15 protein-coding genes are annotated in these 15,727 nt (G+C 47.7%); 9 read left to right on the top strand and 6 right to left on the bottom strand.

Annotated elements, in window-relative coordinates; genetic code table 11:
• Positions 1–68: 68 nt before the first annotated feature.
• The 3 genes from tilS to IRJ16_RS05360 are packed head-to-tail and all read left to right on the top strand — an operon-like array spanning position 69 to position 2,242.
• Positions 69–1,403: a tRNA lysidine(34) synthetase TilS gene (gene tilS / locus IRJ16_RS05370; protein ID WP_194110504.1), complete on the top strand. Its 1,335-nt coding sequence runs from the start codon at positions 69–71 to the stop codon at positions 1,401–1,403.
• The gene (locus IRJ16_RS05365; protein ID WP_194110503.1) at positions 1,400–1,885 is read left to right on the top strand and encodes a hypothetical protein; all 486 of its coding nucleotides are present in this window, start codon (positions 1,400–1,402) and stop codon (positions 1,883–1,885) included. Before tilS ends, IRJ16_RS05365 begins: the two co-directional genes overlap by 4 nt.
• Positions 1,886–1,918: 33 nt before the next feature.
• Complete coding sequence (locus IRJ16_RS05360) at positions 1,919–2,242, top strand: SHOCT domain-containing protein (RefSeq protein ID WP_194110502.1); 324 nt, start codon at positions 1,919–1,921, stop codon at positions 2,240–2,242.
• 145 nt (positions 2,243–2,387) lie between these two features.
• Here IRJ16_RS05360 and IRJ16_RS05355 read toward each other — a convergent pair whose 3' ends face one another.
• A complete protein-coding gene (locus IRJ16_RS05355; RefSeq protein WP_194110501.1) occupies positions 2,388–2,807 on the bottom strand; it encodes a hypothetical protein in 420 nt (139 codons plus the stop codon).
• A gap of 149 nt (positions 2,808–2,956) precedes the next feature.
• Here IRJ16_RS05355 and IRJ16_RS05350 point away from each other — a divergent pair, with 149 nt between their 5' ends.
• The gene (locus IRJ16_RS05350; RefSeq protein ID WP_194110500.1) at positions 2,957–4,195 is read left to right on the top strand and encodes a PP2C family protein-serine/threonine phosphatase; all 1,239 of its coding nucleotides are present in this window, start codon (positions 2,957–2,959) and stop codon (positions 4,193–4,195) included.
• A 368-nt stretch (positions 4,196–4,563) separates the two neighbouring features.
• Here the strand turns inward: IRJ16_RS05350 and IRJ16_RS05345 are convergent, their stop codons facing one another.
• Both IRJ16_RS05345 and amaB read right to left on the bottom strand, forming a co-directional pair.
• The gene (locus IRJ16_RS05345) at positions 4,564–6,207 is read right to left on the bottom strand and encodes a S8 family peptidase (RefSeq protein WP_194110499.1); all 1,644 of its coding nucleotides are present in this window, start codon (positions 6,205–6,207) and stop codon (positions 4,564–4,566) included.
• Between the two features lie 205 nt (positions 6,208–6,412).
• Complete coding sequence (gene amaB, locus IRJ16_RS05340; protein ID WP_194110498.1) at positions 6,413–7,954, bottom strand: L-piperidine-6-carboxylate dehydrogenase; 1,542 nt, start codon at positions 7,952–7,954, stop codon at positions 6,413–6,415.
• 223 nt (positions 7,955–8,177) lie between these two features.
• Here amaB and IRJ16_RS05335 point away from each other — a divergent pair, with 223 nt between their 5' ends.
• On the top strand, positions 8,178–9,587 hold the full coding sequence (locus IRJ16_RS05335) for a tetratricopeptide repeat protein (RefSeq protein WP_194110497.1): 1,410 nt from the start codon (positions 8,178–8,180) through the stop codon (positions 9,585–9,587).
• A gap of 126 nt (positions 9,588–9,713) precedes the next feature.
• Positions 9,714–10,235, top strand: a complete 522-nt coding sequence (locus tag IRJ16_RS05330; protein WP_194110496.1) for a hypothetical protein — start codon at positions 9,714–9,716, stop codon at positions 10,233–10,235.
• Positions 10,236–10,240: 5 nt separating this feature from the next.
• On the opposite strand, the gene IRJ16_RS05325 is transcribed toward IRJ16_RS05330, so the two are convergent.
• A complete protein-coding gene (locus IRJ16_RS05325) occupies positions 10,241–10,543 on the bottom strand; it encodes a hypothetical protein (protein WP_194110495.1) in 303 nt (100 codons plus the stop codon).
• Between the two features lie 179 nt (positions 10,544–10,722).
• Between IRJ16_RS05325 and IRJ16_RS05320 the strand changes: the two genes are divergently transcribed.
• Entirely contained in the window at positions 10,723–11,490 is a 768-nt protein-coding gene (locus IRJ16_RS05320; RefSeq protein WP_194110494.1) for a phosphosulfolactate synthase, read from the top strand.
• Between the two features lie 20 nt (positions 11,491–11,510).
• On the opposite strand, the gene IRJ16_RS05315 is transcribed toward IRJ16_RS05320, so the two are convergent.
• Positions 11,511–11,957: a hypothetical protein gene (locus IRJ16_RS05315; protein WP_194110493.1), complete on the bottom strand. Its 447-nt coding sequence runs from the start codon at positions 11,955–11,957 to the stop codon at positions 11,511–11,513.
• Between the two features lie 91 nt (positions 11,958–12,048).
• Here IRJ16_RS05315 and IRJ16_RS05310 point away from each other — a divergent pair, with 91 nt between their 5' ends.
• Together IRJ16_RS05310 and IRJ16_RS05305 are read left to right on the top strand one after the other, a co-directional pair.
• On the top strand, positions 12,049–12,714 hold the full coding sequence (locus IRJ16_RS05310) for an energy transducer TonB (RefSeq protein WP_194110492.1): 666 nt from the start codon (positions 12,049–12,051) through the stop codon (positions 12,712–12,714).
• 69 nt (positions 12,715–12,783) lie between these two features.
• Complete coding sequence (locus IRJ16_RS05305) at positions 12,784–14,583, top strand: tetratricopeptide repeat protein (RefSeq protein WP_194110491.1); 1,800 nt, start codon at positions 12,784–12,786, stop codon at positions 14,581–14,583.
• Positions 14,584–14,958: 375 nt separating this feature from the next.
• On the opposite strand, the gene IRJ16_RS05300 is transcribed toward IRJ16_RS05305, so the two are convergent.
• Positions 14,959–15,693, bottom strand: coding sequence for a 2-phosphosulfolactate phosphatase (locus tag IRJ16_RS05300; protein ID WP_194110490.1), 735 nt, complete (start codon positions 15,691–15,693; stop codon positions 14,959–14,961).
• Positions 15,694–15,727 lie beyond the last annotated feature (34 nt).

The following is a 15,727-nucleotide window of genomic DNA, read 5'->3' as shown; positions in this document are numbered from 1 at the left end:
AGAGCCTTTTTATCACGTTGGCAAAATTAGTTTTTTGGTTGCGCTTATTAAATTAATAATTTTGATGGATGCTGCCTGTTAGCCAGTTCTCCGAGTTTGTTACCCAAAACCGCTTGTTCAATAGCGGCAGCGTTGTTTTGGCTGCCGTTAGCGGCGGTATGGATTCGGTATTGATGGCGCGTTTGCTGGCCGCCAGTGGTCAGGCTTTCGCCATTGCCCATTGTAACTTTCAGCTTAGGGGTGCCGAGGCCGATGCTGATCAGGCATTTTGCCGGGACCTTGCAACCGAAATGAACGCCCCCTTCCATACCATCAACTTTGATACTACCGCTTTTGCCGCCCGCCACAAGCTATCTATACAAATGGCCGCCCGGCAATTGCGTTACCAATGGTTCGATGAATTGCGCCTGCAAAACCATTACTGCACCATCGCTTTAGCACACCACCAAAACGATGCCATCGAAACAATATTGTTGAACCTTACCCGCGGCACCGGTATTACCGGCCTGCACGGTATTTTACCCCAAAACGGCCACCTAACCAGGCCATTACTATTTTTAGGCCGCGACGAGATCGAGTCGATCGTGTCCAAAAACAACATCCCCTACCGCGAGGATAGCAGCAATTCATCCACCAAATATGCCCGCAACCTCATCCGGCACGAGGTGATCCCTAAACTCAAAACACTCAATCCATCATTAGAACGCACTTTTGAGCATAACCTGCAACACTTTCGCCAGTTGGAGCAACTGCTGGAGCAAGAGACGGACAAATACCGTCAACAATTGATCATCCATGGCGATGAATTGCATTTGCCTTTGGCTGTGATCCGTCAGCTTTCGCCGCAACACCTGTTGCTGTTCAGCTTGTTGCAGCCTTACGGGTTCAACCGCGAGAACGTCGACCGCATCATCACATCATTAGATAAACATTCGGGCCGCACGTTTAATTCGGCTACGCACAATTTATTGCTGGACAGGGATAAACTCATCCTGACGGAAAACCGTATAAAAGAACATGCCTCTTTAACGATTGCTGCCGATGCGCACTTGTTAAACTATGGCGCGTTCCGTTTGTCTGTTTTGCACGATGATAGTCCGTTGGTGATCCGCGATAACCCGATGGCGACATCGGTTGATACGGACCGGCTGATCTACCCCTTGCTAATGCGCCCCTGGCAACAAGGCGATACGTTTCAGCCACTGGGGATGAAAGGGCGGCAATTGCTGAGCGACTTTTTTATACAGCAAAAATTACCGCTGCATCAAAAAGAACAAGTGCCCGTGCTGATCAATGGCAACGGCGACATTATTTGGCTGGGCGGATACCGGTTGGATGACCGGTACAAAGTGAGTGCAAAGACTAAAAAAGTTACTATATTCGAACTGAATAATACCCTATGACAGATAATACGGCTTTTACCGAGAAGCAATACCTGGGGCGCGAGTGGATCCCGATAACTATACGCCTGGTTTTGGCTATGTTTTGCTTTGCCGCTTACTTTTTTACCGACGAGCGCGAGCGTAACGGCGACCTGCTATTAGTGGTCGGTTTTGGCATTATCACTATATCCATCATCCTGGGTTTCTTGTTGCATTTCCGTACCCGTGTCATCAACAAAAGCATTATGGTAGACGGCCTGTGGAGCAGTAAACTGGTCAAGATAGACCTGAACAGCATTGTTAAGGTAGAGAAGGGCAGCTACAGCCGCTACCTGTTCAACAACCCTGTTTATAATTTGCACAAAAGCGGCACCATCCGTTTTTATACAGCCGGTAACGATGCCATCCACCTTACCGATCGCGACGGCCTTTTATACATCATTGGATCGCAACATGCCAACGAGTTTTTGCGGGCGATAAAGGATGAAATGAAACTTAAATAAACCACAATTTATAAACCTTAAACAACACACAAAATGGGCATTGGCATGAGCGAGATCATTTTGATCTTGATCGTCGGCGTCGGCATTTGGATCGCACCGATATTTTTAGGCTACTCCTTAGGTAAAGACAGGACCATTGGCGGCGGCGTTGGACTCATCCTGGGCTTTTTCTTAAGTTACCTGGGCGTGATCATTGTTTTATTGAGCAGCCGCAAACAACAACCGGTTTTCTACAATTTCAACACACCAACATCATCGGCCGATGAGTTGACCAAGTATAAAACCCTGCTGGATAACGGCACGATATCCGAAGAGGAGTTTAAGCGTCAGAAGGCGAGGATATTGGGGCAATATTAAGATCTGCCTCCTGTACAAAGCATCCAGCTTCGTCCGGAATTGTTGGAAGCTTTCAGCTTCCACAAGCAGAATGCTTGCTTAATTTTAGGTTGAAGTTTTCAACTTCGACCAGATACGGGACTTGCTGTTGATCTCTTGATCTCTTCTACAACCTCCGCCAAACCTCGTAATAAACCTCGCCCGATGCCAGGGCGTACGAATACCTTAAAGCCTTTTTATCCTCGCTGAACCAGTAAGTTAATTTATCTTCCTGACCAACGCCTTCGTTACCAAGGGCCGGCATTTGGTAGGTTTTCTTTTGGACGAAGAATTTATCGTCGGCTACTTTATATGTTCCGCTTTGGGTGATCACAGCCCCTTGGCCTGACTGCCTTACAATGGTAAACGAAGTGTCGGTACGGATAGTAAGTACGCCTCGGGCAGATGGACCAAGGTTATTGGGATCGGCCCCAAATTGTACAAATTCCCAAATGCCTACAAAGTCTTTTTTGCTGACCTGTGCAGATGCGATGTTAGAGATATACAGGAAAGAAAACAGGATAAAAGTTTTAAGAATGGTTTTCATGACAGATAGGTTGATACTAACAAATATAGCAAACAGGTTTTAAAGTGCAAATATCCGGGCGGACATTTTTTGCGAATTTGTTAAAAAATGCATAACCGGCGTTTTTGAAGTATTTTTTATAATTTAGATGCGAGCCCACAAGCTGCCTAATGCAAGATACCAACTTTGACCCTGGAGAAGACGAACTGATCCGACTGTTGCTAAAACGGCAATCGGAGTTGAACGCTCTTTTAGAGATCACCCGCGCCATCAACAAAAACTCATCGACCCCCGTGTTGATAGAGATGATGGAAGCTATTTTGCAGAACCACCTGAATGTGGGCAAGTTGCGTTTACTGATCGAGAAGGACGGTAGCTTTATCTGCATATCCAAGTACGGCGGCCAGTTCGAAACGCTGCCTGTGCTCCTTAAGGCCTGCACCACGTTAAAGAAAAACCGCCATCCCCTGCCATTGGCAGATAGCGAACATGCATTGCTGAAAAACTACAGCCATTTTATCCCCTTTAACGATAAGACCAAGAACCTTGCATACGCACTGATAGGTGATTTTAACTCGCCGGCAGAGATGATGGACAACGACCTGTCGTTCATTCAGACGCTGATCAATGCTATTATCCTGGCCCTGCAAAATAAAAAGTTGTTCCGCCAGCGATTGGAGGCCGAGCGTATGCAGCGCGAAATGGAGCTGGCATCTGAAGTACAGAACATGCTGATCCCCGGCAAGCTGCATAAGGATTCGGCGGTGGAGATAGGAGCCATGTACCTGCCCCACCAAAACATCGGCGGCGACTACTTCGACTTTATGCGCATTAACGAGCACGAGCTGATCTGGTGCATAGCCGACGTATCGGGCAAGGGCGTATCAGCCGCGCTACTGATGGCTAACTTCCAGGCCAGTCTACGCGCCTGGGCCACGGTTGATGATGACCTGACGTCGGTTATCGAACGCCTGAACAGTATCGTAGTAAAGAACACACGGGGCGAGAAATTCATTACCCTCTTTTTAGCGAAATACAACCAGCAGACCCGCAAGCTTACCTACATCAACGCCGGGCATAATCCGTCGATCCTGTATTGCAATGGCCAGGCCATGTTATTAAAGCTGGGCACCACCATGATCGGCGCTTTTGAGGAGCTGCCATTCATTAATCAGGGCGAGGTGGATGTTGACCCCGGCTCGCTCATCATCAACTATACCGACGGCCTGATGGACTACGAGCTTAACCCCAACCAACGCTGGAACGAGCACGAGCTACTGAACTTTGCCCTGCAACAAGGCCACCGCCCCCCCGACAAGTTCAACCAAATGCTGATGGACCACCTTAACCTGATCATGCGGGGCAAGCCTATCGATGATGTTACTTTGCTGACTTTGAGGGTGTTTTAGTAAAAAACTGCTTTTCGCTTTTACAGTTGCGAGTTTATGGTCCCATTGGACCTTTAATGAGAGGGATTCACCCTGAGCGTGTCGAAGAGCGACGTGCGCAGGGCTTGGCCGATGTGCATGGTCGCCACTGGCATAGTGTCGAACCCTCCGCACCATGGTTCGACACGCTCACCATGACAGCCAAAAAACGGCGTCAGTAGCAACAGATCCGCAAAACGCGCAACCGTGGGTTGCGCATTTTGCAAAAAATTTCAAAACGCAAAAAAAGCACGCTTTTTTGAACAAAAACGTGCTTTTAGTATGGTTAAAACGAACGGCTTTTTTGACTTCGCAGTTCACTCATTGGCTCCCCTTTTGGGAGCCGGGGCTTACTTCCTTTCGCCCTTCATCTTCGATGCCAGTAACAAGGCTTCGTAGGCATTCACTACACCGCCGGTCTTACTTAGGGTGGCGAAATCAACTTTCTCTTCTTTACTGCCGGGTTTCAAAACCATTACACCAGTCAATGGCTTGGCCGAACCTAAAATGGCCTGCTTGATCTGTTTTGAACTTAGGGTAGGGTAATACTCTAAGATCAGCGCGGCTATACCGGCGGTTATCGGCGAGGCAAAGCTGGTACCATCCTCTGTACTGAACTCGCCGTCGGTATTTACCGAAGTTACTTTAACACCCGGAGCAAATACGTCCACATTCTTTTTACCGTAGTTGCTGAACTCGGCAGCCAGGGTCTCATCCTTTTTAGGGCCCGATGCACCGACGTTGATCACGTTGTCGGCATCGGCGGCCGAGCCATCAGCAAACGTGTCATTGGGGTAATCGGCTTTACTGTCCACATCTTGATTGTCGTTACCGGCTGCCGATATGAGCAGTACATCGTGCTCGGCAGCATATTTGTATGCAGCATCTACCCAATCCTTATGCGGCGACAGCTTTTTACCAAAACTCATGTTAACGATCTTAGCACCATTATCCACCGCGTAGCGGATGGCGTAGGCAATATCTTTATCGTACTCGTCGCCGTTAGGTACCGCTTTGATAGCCATGATGCGCACGTTATCGGCCACGCCATCAATGCCATAACCGTTGCCACGCATAGCGCCAATAAAACCTGCCACCATTGTCCCGTGCTGCGCATCCGGGAATTTGAGTTGGTTGCTGCCATATTTTTTGTCTTCCCAATTATTCGGGTCATCGCCTACAATGCGTTTGCGGGCTTCCAGATCCGGGTTAACGTCGTTGCTTAGCTTGGTGATATATTCACTCAGGCCTTTAATGATATCAGCGTTACTTTTTTCTACACCCTGCTGTTGAAATACCGACATCCAGGCATTTTTGCACTCACGCACCGTGTCGTTAGGGGTAGTGATGCGGCCAAGATCCATCATGGTAAAACTATCCGAAGGCTTCAATTTCAGTTCGCGTTTAATAAAGCCGCTGGTACCCACCAAAATATTCATGTAAGGTTTCAAGTCTTGCAACTCCTCACGCGATTTATTTACCGTCGTTTCATAAGTGGTGCGCACCTGCTGCCAGTAAGCTTCTTCTTTCGGATCGGCGGTCGTAGAAGTGTTCGCACCAAGGTATTTGCCTTTCAGGCGGTTGTATTCACGTACCTCTTCGGTGGTCTCGTTATGGTCGCATTGGCCACCCGGGCCGCCTAAAAAGTTCCATCCGTGTATGTCGTCTATGTAGCCGTTCTTGTCATCATCGATACCGTTACCCGGTATCTCTTTGGTGTTTACCCAAAAAATGCTTTTCAGGTCTTTTTGCAGGGTGTCTACACCGCTGTCTATCACAGCTACGGTCACGGGCTTACTTTTTTTGCCTTTCAGCAAGGCATAAGCTTTAGCCAAGCTGACGCCGTAGTAGCCATCGGTAGTCAGATCCAGCGCATGCCAGTTTTGTGGCGATGGCTTGGGTGGCGGTGCAGGGACAAACTGAGCGTTTACGTTAATGCTTGCAAAAAGGGCGGCACTTAAAGCCATGCCGGCGGCGTATTTGGTTATATTCATTTATTGTTTTGCTATGCCATTGCGGCATTGTTAAATTATTCGCAACCGAAGCGGTCAATCTCCAAATCGTTTCTGAGTCAACAGACAGGCAGAGCGGTTACGCATAGCCGCCGAGTTGACTCACCCGACATCGCTTCGCTTGTCACCCTCTCTCCGCTAAAGCGGAAAGAGGGTTTAAAATGCGCCAACGGCCTACGCCCGCCGATCAAAGATCAAACTTTATCCCCTGTGCCAGCGGCAATGCCGAGGAGTAGTTGATCGTGTTGGTCTGCCGGCGCATGTAGGCTTTCCAGGCATCCGAGCCGGATTCGCGGCCGCCGCCGGTCTCTTTTTCACCGCCGAAGGCGCCACCTATCTCAGCGCCAGAGGTGCCTATATTGACGTTGGCAATGCCGCAATCAGAACCCGCGTACGACAAAAATTGTTCGGCCTGCCGCAAATTATTGGTCATAATGGCCGATGATAATCCTTGCGGTACCGCGTTCTGCAATTCGATGGCCTCATCCAACGCATTATATCTGATCAGGTATAATATCGGTGCAAAGGTCTCGTGCTGAACGATCGCGAAGCTATTCTCCACCTCGGCAATGCAAGGTTTTACGTAGCAACCCGACTCATATCCCGCGCCTTCTAAAACGCCGCCATCGACCACAAATTGTCCGCCTTCGGCTTTGCAAGCTTCAATGGATCGTAAATATGCCGTTACGGCGTCCTGGTCGATCAGTGGCCCCATGTGGTTATGCTCGTCCAGCGGATCGCCAATGCGGATCTGCCCATAAGCACTGATCAGTTTCTGCTTAAAACTATCGTAAACGCTGTTATGAATGATCAAGCGACGCGTGGTGGTACAACGCTGCCCGGCGGTGCCCACCGCACCGAATACTGCCCCGATCAGTGCCATATCCAGATCGGCATTTTCGGTAATGATGATGGCGTTGTTGCCGCCAAGCTCTAACAGGCTTTTGCCTAATCGCGCAGCTACTTTAGTAGCCACGGCTTTGCCCATTCGGGTAGATCCCGTCGCTGATATTAACGGCACACGCGTATCGTCCGCCATGGCTTCGCCGATGGCCCTATCGCCAAGAACTAAGCAGGATACTCCCGTCGGCACATCATTCGCCTTAAAAACCTCCTCAACGATATGCTGACAGGCGATCGCCGTCAATGGTGTTTTTTCTGACGGCTTCCAAATGCAGACATTGCCGCAAACCCAGGCCAGGGCAGCGTTCCAGCTCCATACCGCTACCGGAAAATTAAAGGCGGATATAATACCCACCACACCCAACGGATGATACTGCTCGTACATGCGGTGCTGTGGCCGCTCGGAGTGCATGGTAAGGCCATACAGTTGCCGGCTTTGGCCAACGGCAAAGTCGCAGATGTCTATCATTTCCTGCACCTCGCCAAAGCCTTCCTGCAGGCTCTTGCCCATCTCGTAGGATACCAGCGCGCCGAGGTCGGCTTTGTGTTGGCGTAAGGCATCGCCTACTTGCCGCACGATCTCGCCGCGCTTGGGGGCGGGCCAGGTCCTCCACACTTTAAAAGCGTCCTGAGCGGCGGCGACTACCTGATCATAATTGGCGCCGGATGCCATGGTAACAGCCGCGATCAGTTTACCGTCTACCGGTGAGTTGATGTTCTTCACAGCGGTGTCATGATAACCGGCCAAGCCGTTACCGATACTAAATGACCCGTTATTTTCGTTTATTTGTAAACGATCCAGGATAGAGGGGATGTTAACGTGCATGGCGATCAATTTGGCATTTTTATTCTTGCGCCGCTAATTTCTCACGGCTTTTTTAGATAGTTCAATTACTGTTTATTATCAATCACTTAACAAGCCGGGGTGTTAAAAACGGCCGCTTGTTGAAAACTAAAGTAATACTTTAACGTCTTTAAAACGTAATTTGATCAAAGTTGATTTTCCCTGACCCTAATTTCCGGACGGTTTTTACATCAAATTGAAGTGAATGGAAGACGAATTTGAATTTGATCTTAACAGCGAGGACCCGAAGTTTTCTGTAGAACGCTACGAGGAAATGATCCGCAACCACGATCAGTATTTTTTCGATGCCCAAGCTTTCGAGAACATCACTGATTACTACATCGAAAAGAACGACGCGGCCCGCGCCCTGCAGGTAGTTGAATTTGCCCGCAACCAGCACCCTTATGCCGCCGTGTTCCTGATCAAGCAAGCGCAATTACTGGTGGTTAGCAACCGCATTGACGAAGCGCTGACCTGTCTTGAAAAAGCCGAAATGCTGGAAGCCAGCGATGCCGATATCTATATCATCCGCGGAAACCTGTTCGAGAATTTGGAGCGCTTTGGCGAAGCTTTAGAGAATTACGAAAAAGCCCTTTCGCTGGCCGAAGAGACCGACGATATTTTACTGCACATTGCCTACGTCCATCAAAACATGGGCGACTATACCACGGCCATCAGCTACCTGAAACAGTGTTTGGAGCAGAACATGGAGAATCAGGATGCCCTTTATGAACTGGCTTTCTGTTATGATGTGCTGGACAATCAGCAGGAGAGTATCCAGTTTTACGAGCAATATATCGACAACGAGCCATACAGCTATGCCGCCTGGTATAATCTGGGTAACGCGTTCACCAAGCTGAGCTTGTTCGAGAAAGCCATAGATGCTTACGATTATGCCATCCTGATCAAGGATAGCTTTGCATCGGCATATTTTAACAAAGGTAACGCCTTGGTTAACCTGGAAAAATATCAGGATGCGATAGACGTTTACCGCCAAACTTTCGAGTACGAGCAGCCCAATGCCGATACCTATTGTGCCATTGGCGAGTGCTACGAAAAGCTGGAACAAATGGACGAGGCCCGCTCTTTCTACAAAAAAGCGGTAAAAATGGACAGCAAACTGGCCGATGCCTGGTTTGGCATAGGGGTGACCCTTGATTTTGAGGAACGCTATTTTGAGGCCCTGCACTTTTACCGCAAAGCATTAGATCTGGACATTGCCAACGGCGACTACTGGTTTGCCATTGCCGATGCGGAATACAAACTTGGGCACATGCCCGAGGCGGAATCAGCTTACGAAAAAGTGGTTGAATTGAACCCGCTGGATGTGGATGCCTGGCTGGATTTTTCGTCCATCCTATACGAGCAAAAACGATTGGACGACGCGATCGATGTGATCACTCAAGCTATCAAGAATAACCCTGACGCCGCCGAACTGTACTACCGCATGGTAGCTTACCTGTTCGCTAAAGGAGAATATACCGAAGCACTGGCCCAACTGGAACGTGCGCTTTCGACAGACCCAGAAAAACACTATATCCTGTTCGAGTACTTGCCGCAATTGCAGCAGAATAAAGTGATCATGGAGATAGTGAATAAGTACATGCAGGGGTAAGAGGGAAGGTTAAAGGTTAAAGCTGAAAGGCGAAAGCAGGGATCCATCGTTGTGAAAAACCTTCGTGCCCTTTGTGTTCGGATCAATTGACCACAAAGGGCATTCTTATATCTTATCTACCTAAACATGAACAAATTCATCGCCATTATTTCATTGACATTACTGTCGCAATTTGTCAACGCTCAGAGACCTGCTTGGTACACAGCTAAGTTCAAGGCGTTGAAATTGGATCTGCAATATTCGTTAGCAACGTTCGCCAAACCATCTTATCAGCAGGCTGACTTTAACGGCGATGGCGTTAAAGACGTAGCTGCCCTGATCATCCAAAAACGCACCAAGAAAAAAGGTATCCTACTTATTGAAGGCAATAGCGACCGCTACTTCGTTTTTGGTGCGGGCACAAAAGTTGGCAAGCCAAATTTTGATGAAAGCGACAGGTTGGACTGGATGGACCGATGGAAAGTGGACAAAGCGATGGTTGCTTATGAGACGACCTTTGACAAAGACGGTGATATACTTGGGTCGGCCAAAGTAAAGACGCCTTATGGCGGGCTTTCAATTTGGCAGTCGGAGGATGGCTCTCCATTGGCAGGAGGGTTGATCTATTGGACCGGAAAGAAATACGCCTGTATCCACCAATGCGAATAAAGCCGCTATTTGATCAAAATGCCCATACTGCGGCCATACTGCACCAGCTTGTTATTGTAAAAGAAAAGCCAGTCGTATTCCACAGGGGTGGTGTTGATCTGGTGTACATATTGCAGTATTTCCTCTGTTTCTCTCGAGTATTTTTTAGTTCCGATGACGCTTTCTGGTTTGCGTTTCAGTGTGGCTATAACGGTCTCTTTATCCATACCCATAGATATTTTGGTCATATCAGGCCCACGTAATGCAGCACATGATGATAGGAAAAGAACGATCACCATGATCGATAATAATTTGATTGATGTTTTCATAAATAGCCGGTGGTAGTTTGGTTTTTATAGCTCTTGGATAGGCTCATAAGACGTTAGTTTAACCCTTCCAAACCATTATCTGCTAATAAGCAACAGGTCAGCTACATTTTTAACATTAGTTTAAAGACTAATTGCTAAATTTGCGCCATTAGTACTTTTAGTTATAGCTTATAACCAATATGAATTTTACAATAAACGACCTGCCCGATCGTACCGTAAAGCCGCGCGAAAAGGGTTATACCATGGTGATGGATAAAGGCTTAAGCCTGCGTGGGGTAGAGGACCTGATAGAGACGGCAGGCCATAATACCGATATTGTAAAATTAGGTTGGGCAACATCTTACGTTAGTCCTAACCTGGATGCAAAACTAAAACTGTACAAAGATGCCGGCATCCCGGTATATTTTGGCGGTACCATGTTCGAGGCATTCATTGTCCGCGGTCAGTTTGAGGATTATCGCCGTTTACTGGACAAATATCAACTGCAACACGCCGAAATATCAGACGGATCGATCACCATCCCTCACGAGGTTAAATGCGAATACATTCATAAATTAAAAGAGCAAGTGACCGTCATATCCGAAGTGGGTTCTAAAGATGTGCAAAAGATATTTGCCCCTTATAAATGGATCCAACTGATGAAAGCCGAATTGGAAGCCGGATCATGGAAAGTGATTGCTGAGGCCCGCGAAAGCGGTAACGTAGGTATCTACCGCGACTCGGGCGAGGTGCGCCAGGGTTTGGTGGACGAGATCCTGACCCAGATCCCCGAAGAAAAGATCATTTGGGAAGCCCCGCAAAAACCACAGCAGGTTTGGTTCATTAAATTGATCGGCGCCAACGTAAACCTGGGCAACATTGCCCCAGCCGATATGATCCCGTTAGAGACCATTCGACTGGGCTTACGAAGCGATACCTTCGACCACTTTTTAAATGATCAAGTTTAAAACATACCGCAACGGCCGCGCTACTTAGTGCGGCCGTTCTCGTTAACCTTCATGCGCGAGAAGGGATAACCGCCGCAGCCTTTCTTTGGATTGGCGCGGTCGGCCGCTGCTACGGCTTCGGCATCTTTATCACTTTTGGCGTTGTAGGCCGTCAGGCAATAACCCCATTTCCAGGGATCCATGCCATCAAAGTGCATAAAGTCTATGCGGGTATAAAGGCCGCGGTCGCCGGGATTAGCTTCATCATTTTTGGCGATCAAATATTGCTGCGCCACATTCCAGCGGATGATATGGAATTTGGTACGCGGCAATTGCTGCCAAAGCGTATCGCTGATAGCGTATTTAATGCCGTAGTCGTCGGTAAAATTGCCTAATACCATTGGTGGTACCTTGTCAAGTTTATCCTGAGCAAAGCTTGTCTCGCCCAACGCTAATATCAAAACCATCAAAACAAATATTCTTTTCATCGCACCAAATAATTGTGCTGCAAGATAATACTTCGGATGCAGCAACACCATACGTATATTTGGTTGTTACCGTTATAGTATTTTACCAATTATGTTCAGACGGATAATTTTCACCATAGCGCTGATCAGCGGAGCTTACGCGGCATTGGCCCAACCCACCTTTAAAGGCGGCGAGCAGGCGTTGAACAAATTTTTGAAAGAGAAGATCATCTATCCCGATTTTGCCAGCCGCAATTGTATTAGCGCGGTGGTGCATGTCAAGTTCAGGGTTTATAAAGATGGCCGTGTGGACAAGGTAAAAGTACAAAGCGGCCCCGGTATCGATCTTGACGAGGAAGCTATCCGTGTGGTAAAACGCACCGCTGGTAAGTGGACGTTGCCGGCCGGAGTAGAAGCTGCTACCGCCGTGCTGCCTGTCAGGTTTACCCCGGATCCGTCACGGTGCAATTCATCTACCAAATTAAGTCGCGAGCAAGCCATTAACGCCTATCACCAGCGGCAGGAGCAGGAGAACGCCGTAACCAATTACTACCAAAACAAACACGCAGGCAAAGCCGATACCTCCAAAGAGGCCTACATCATCTCCCTGAAACAGCAGCTTGGGTTCGACGAAGACTTTATTGAAGACATACTGGCCCAGGCCGATGAAAAACGCAAGCAGGGAGATAACGAAGGCGCTTGTGCCGATTGGAAGTTTATCCGTAATATTGGCAGTATAAAAGCCGATCCTCTATTAGCACGTTATTGTATTAAGTAATAAAAACAGCCGCCTTATTGCAAAAACAGCAAATTGTTCGCCATATTTGCGTATCCCTTAATAATTACAATGTCGAATATCGATCGCAAGGCCGTATATATGCCATCTCTATTGATCAAACTTTTTACAGGAGTTATATTACTGACATTATATGTGCAGCCCACCCAAGCACAGGCGTCTCGCCGGGATACGATCATCACCGCACTCAACATTTTTAAACATTTAGATACTGTTGCTACTACTGATCGCACACAACGCGCTAACGATATGTACAGAAAGTACTGCCGCCGCCTGCCCGAAAAAACGGCAATGGCATTGCTGGACAGTATGCGAACGCAAGCCCGTAAACTGAATGATAAAGAACTGGAGGGTGGTATAGCGTTGATGCGGGCCGACTATTACTCGGTGAATAAGGGGTTTAATAACACCAGTTTGTTCTATCATGAGCAGGCTATAGCGTTTGCCGCAGAGAACAAAATGCCTTTGGAGGAAGCACTTTATTTGCATAAAAAGGGGCTTTACTATTATGTGTTTAACCATCAGGTTGATGCTTGCCGGTATTTTTTGCAAGCTTATGATAAGTTTAAGGAGATAGGCTTTAGCAATATCCCCGATATCTCTACCTATATTTTAGAGCAAGCCAAGTTCTACTACACCGTTAAAGATCTGGCTACCGCCAAAGAAATGTTAGAGATAGCCTTGAAGTACCCGATCAAAAACCCCCGGGTGCATATCAATGTGATCAATACCATCGGACTGATCTACCGCATGGAAAAAAAATACGATACAGCGATCAGATATTTTGAACGGGCACGCGATACCGCCATCGCCCGTAGGGACAGCGCCTGGATCGGTATTGTCACGGGTAACATAGGTTCGGTGTATTTTTGGCAGGAAGATTATGAAAGGGCTTTGCCTTTGCTTAAGGCCGACTACCAGGCATCTGTAAAATACGAGCAATGGTCTAACGCGGCACGCACCTTATTAAGGATGACCAGGATAGCCCTGGCGAGGCACGAGCTTGATATATCAGCCAGACAATTAGACACCGTGAAATGGCTGACAGCAAAAACCCCGGACGAGGAACTGGAGCTTGCTATAAGCTACAACTGGCAACGAAGCGACCTTAACGAGCAGTTAGGCAACCTGGGCGAAGCGCTCAAATTCCGAAAGAGATTTGAGGAGACCAAAGACAGCCTTGCCGCTCGCGATAATGTAGCCGATATAGAAGGTGTAAAGCTGAAATGGGAGCAGGAAAAATACCGGGACGAGGTAGATCACCTAAAAACCAAACACGATACTGATGCCTTTAAACGCAATGCTGTAATAGCTATCCTGTTCCTGTTGATGATCATCTTCCTGTTAGTATTCAACCGGCTTAGGCTGGATGCCAAGCGGGATCAGGAGATGTTGCTTATCCGTAAGAAGCGGGTGGACGAGAAGTTGAAAGCTGCAGCCGAATCGTTAGAGCAATACACCGAGAACCTGAAGCAGAATAACGCTCTGATAGAGAAATTTAAATTGGAGATCGACCTGTTTAAAGCCCAATCTAAAGACCGGGCCGGTACCGAGAACCTGGAGCGCCTAATGCAAGCCCACATCATGACAGATGAGACCTGGGACGAATTTAAGAAACTGTTCACCAAAGTACACGGCGGCTTTTTTTCAAAACTACGCAATAAGTACCCTTACCTTACCGATACCGACACCCGCCTGCTGGCGCTTGTAAAATTGGGCCTTAATAACCGCGAAATGGCCAATATGTTAGGGATAACGGTAGAGGGCATCAAAAAATCGAAGCAACGCCTGCGCAAAAAAATGCAGTTGGATCAGGATACCGACATTGAAGGTGTGGTAGCAAGCATATAGTCCACTCCCAAGGGTACAAATTTTGGCCTTTCAAATATTATTTGTACCCATTTTAAGAATAATTGTCCCTTATTTGTCCCTGCCACCTAAATAATATCGCACATACGTCGGCGTATATTCGTGTTAGTAAAATTTTGACACCTACCCTGGTATTTTTAAGCAGCATAATGGAACCAGCAAATATTATCCGGCGATGCCCCAAATGTAAGCGGGGGCACTTAGATACCCGAACGGCGCGCGCAACATTGGTAAAAGTATTGCTGTTTTGGTTGCCTATTACGCGTTACAAATGCGATAATTGCCGCCGTAAAACACATATTTATAACCGTACTCCGCCCGCACCACCGGCAAACCCGGAAAGTCCGTTACGGGTAGTTAAGCCTGAAAACTAAGGTCGAGTTTTACAAGCCGCTCGCCCTGTAAAACAGGTATGGCTGTGGTAATATCTACATTAAGACAGAACGCTATATCATCCTCTATTCCCAATTGCTTTAGCCGCTCGCTGTGTGATGTCTTTTTCAGGTAAGCTCTAATATCCTCTTTACCGCATTGGTAAAGGTCCAAGGCCCCTAAAGCAGGGTCATCCAAAATATAACCGTCGTTTTTAAGCTGGTCGGCAACGGCCCCGGCAAATAGCGTATCTTCCAGATTAAAATTATATTTCCAGCCGGCGCACACCAGCAGGATATTATCGTTAAGGGTACGAAGCTTATCGCAAAGGGCGGTCAGGTTAAGGAACGAGCCGATGAAAACTTGTTTGGCATTGCGCGACAGGTGTAGCGCCTGCGTTCCGTTGGTAGTGGTCAGTACGATGGTCTTTCCGGCTACTTTTTCGCGTGTGTAACTGAATGGTGAGTTACCAAAGTCGAAGCCTTTAACAACCTCACCGTTGCGCTCTGCCGCCACCAGGTAATCGGGATGGCTTTCTTTGTAGGCCACGCATTCTTCCACCTCAGCTACCGGGATGATCGCTTCGGCGCCGTTATCCATGCCATAGCAAATGGATGACGTAGCACGGAAGATATCGATGATCACCACTACATATTTTTCAACGTTGTATAAATGTATCAGGGCCGGGGTAAGGCAAACGTCTAAGTACTTCTTGTCCACTATCAAATTTTTATAACGGCAAAGATAAACCTAT

This window comes from Mucilaginibacter myungsuensis (assembly GCF_015222005.1).
Taxonomy (GTDB): Bacteria; Bacteroidota; Bacteroidia; order Sphingobacteriales; family Sphingobacteriaceae; genus Mucilaginibacter; species Mucilaginibacter myungsuensis.
This window is presented reverse-complemented; position numbering and strand designations above follow the sequence as displayed.

Excerpts from the sequence above, each read along its gene's own strand:
- tilS (WP_194110504.1), top strand. The coding sequence starts at position 69 with ATGCTGCCTGTTAGCCAGTTCTCCGAGTTTGTTACCCAAAACCGCTTG.
- IRJ16_RS05365 (WP_194110503.1), top strand. The coding sequence starts at position 1,400 with ATGACAGATAATACGGCTTTTACCGAGAAGCAATACCTGGGGCGCGAG.
- IRJ16_RS05360 (WP_194110502.1), top strand. The coding sequence starts at position 1,919 with ATGGGCATTGGCATGAGCGAGATCATTTTGATCTTGATCGTCGGCGTC.
- IRJ16_RS05355 (WP_194110501.1), bottom strand. The coding sequence starts at position 2,807 with ATGAAAACCATTCTTAAAACTTTTATCCTGTTTTCTTTCCTGTATATC.
- IRJ16_RS05350 (WP_194110500.1), top strand. The coding sequence starts at position 2,957 with ATGCAAGATACCAACTTTGACCCTGGAGAAGACGAACTGATCCGACTG.
- IRJ16_RS05345 (WP_194110499.1), bottom strand. The coding sequence starts at position 6,207 with ATGAATATAACCAAATACGCCGCCGGCATGGCTTTAAGTGCCGCCCTT.
- amaB (WP_194110498.1), bottom strand. The coding sequence starts at position 7,954 with ATGCACGTTAACATCCCCTCTATCCTGGATCGTTTACAAATAAACGAA.
- IRJ16_RS05335 (WP_194110497.1), top strand. The coding sequence starts at position 8,178 with ATGGAAGACGAATTTGAATTTGATCTTAACAGCGAGGACCCGAAGTTT.
- IRJ16_RS05330 (WP_194110496.1), top strand. The coding sequence starts at position 9,714 with ATGAACAAATTCATCGCCATTATTTCATTGACATTACTGTCGCAATTT.
- IRJ16_RS05325 (WP_194110495.1), bottom strand. The coding sequence starts at position 10,543 with ATGAAAACATCAATCAAATTATTATCGATCATGGTGATCGTTCTTTTC.
- IRJ16_RS05320 (WP_194110494.1), top strand. The coding sequence starts at position 10,723 with ATGAATTTTACAATAAACGACCTGCCCGATCGTACCGTAAAGCCGCGC.
- IRJ16_RS05315 (WP_194110493.1), bottom strand. The coding sequence starts at position 11,957 with ATGAAAAGAATATTTGTTTTGATGGTTTTGATATTAGCGTTGGGCGAG.
- IRJ16_RS05310 (WP_194110492.1), top strand. The coding sequence starts at position 12,049 with ATGTTCAGACGGATAATTTTCACCATAGCGCTGATCAGCGGAGCTTAC.
- IRJ16_RS05305 (WP_194110491.1), top strand. The coding sequence starts at position 12,784 with ATGTCGAATATCGATCGCAAGGCCGTATATATGCCATCTCTATTGATC.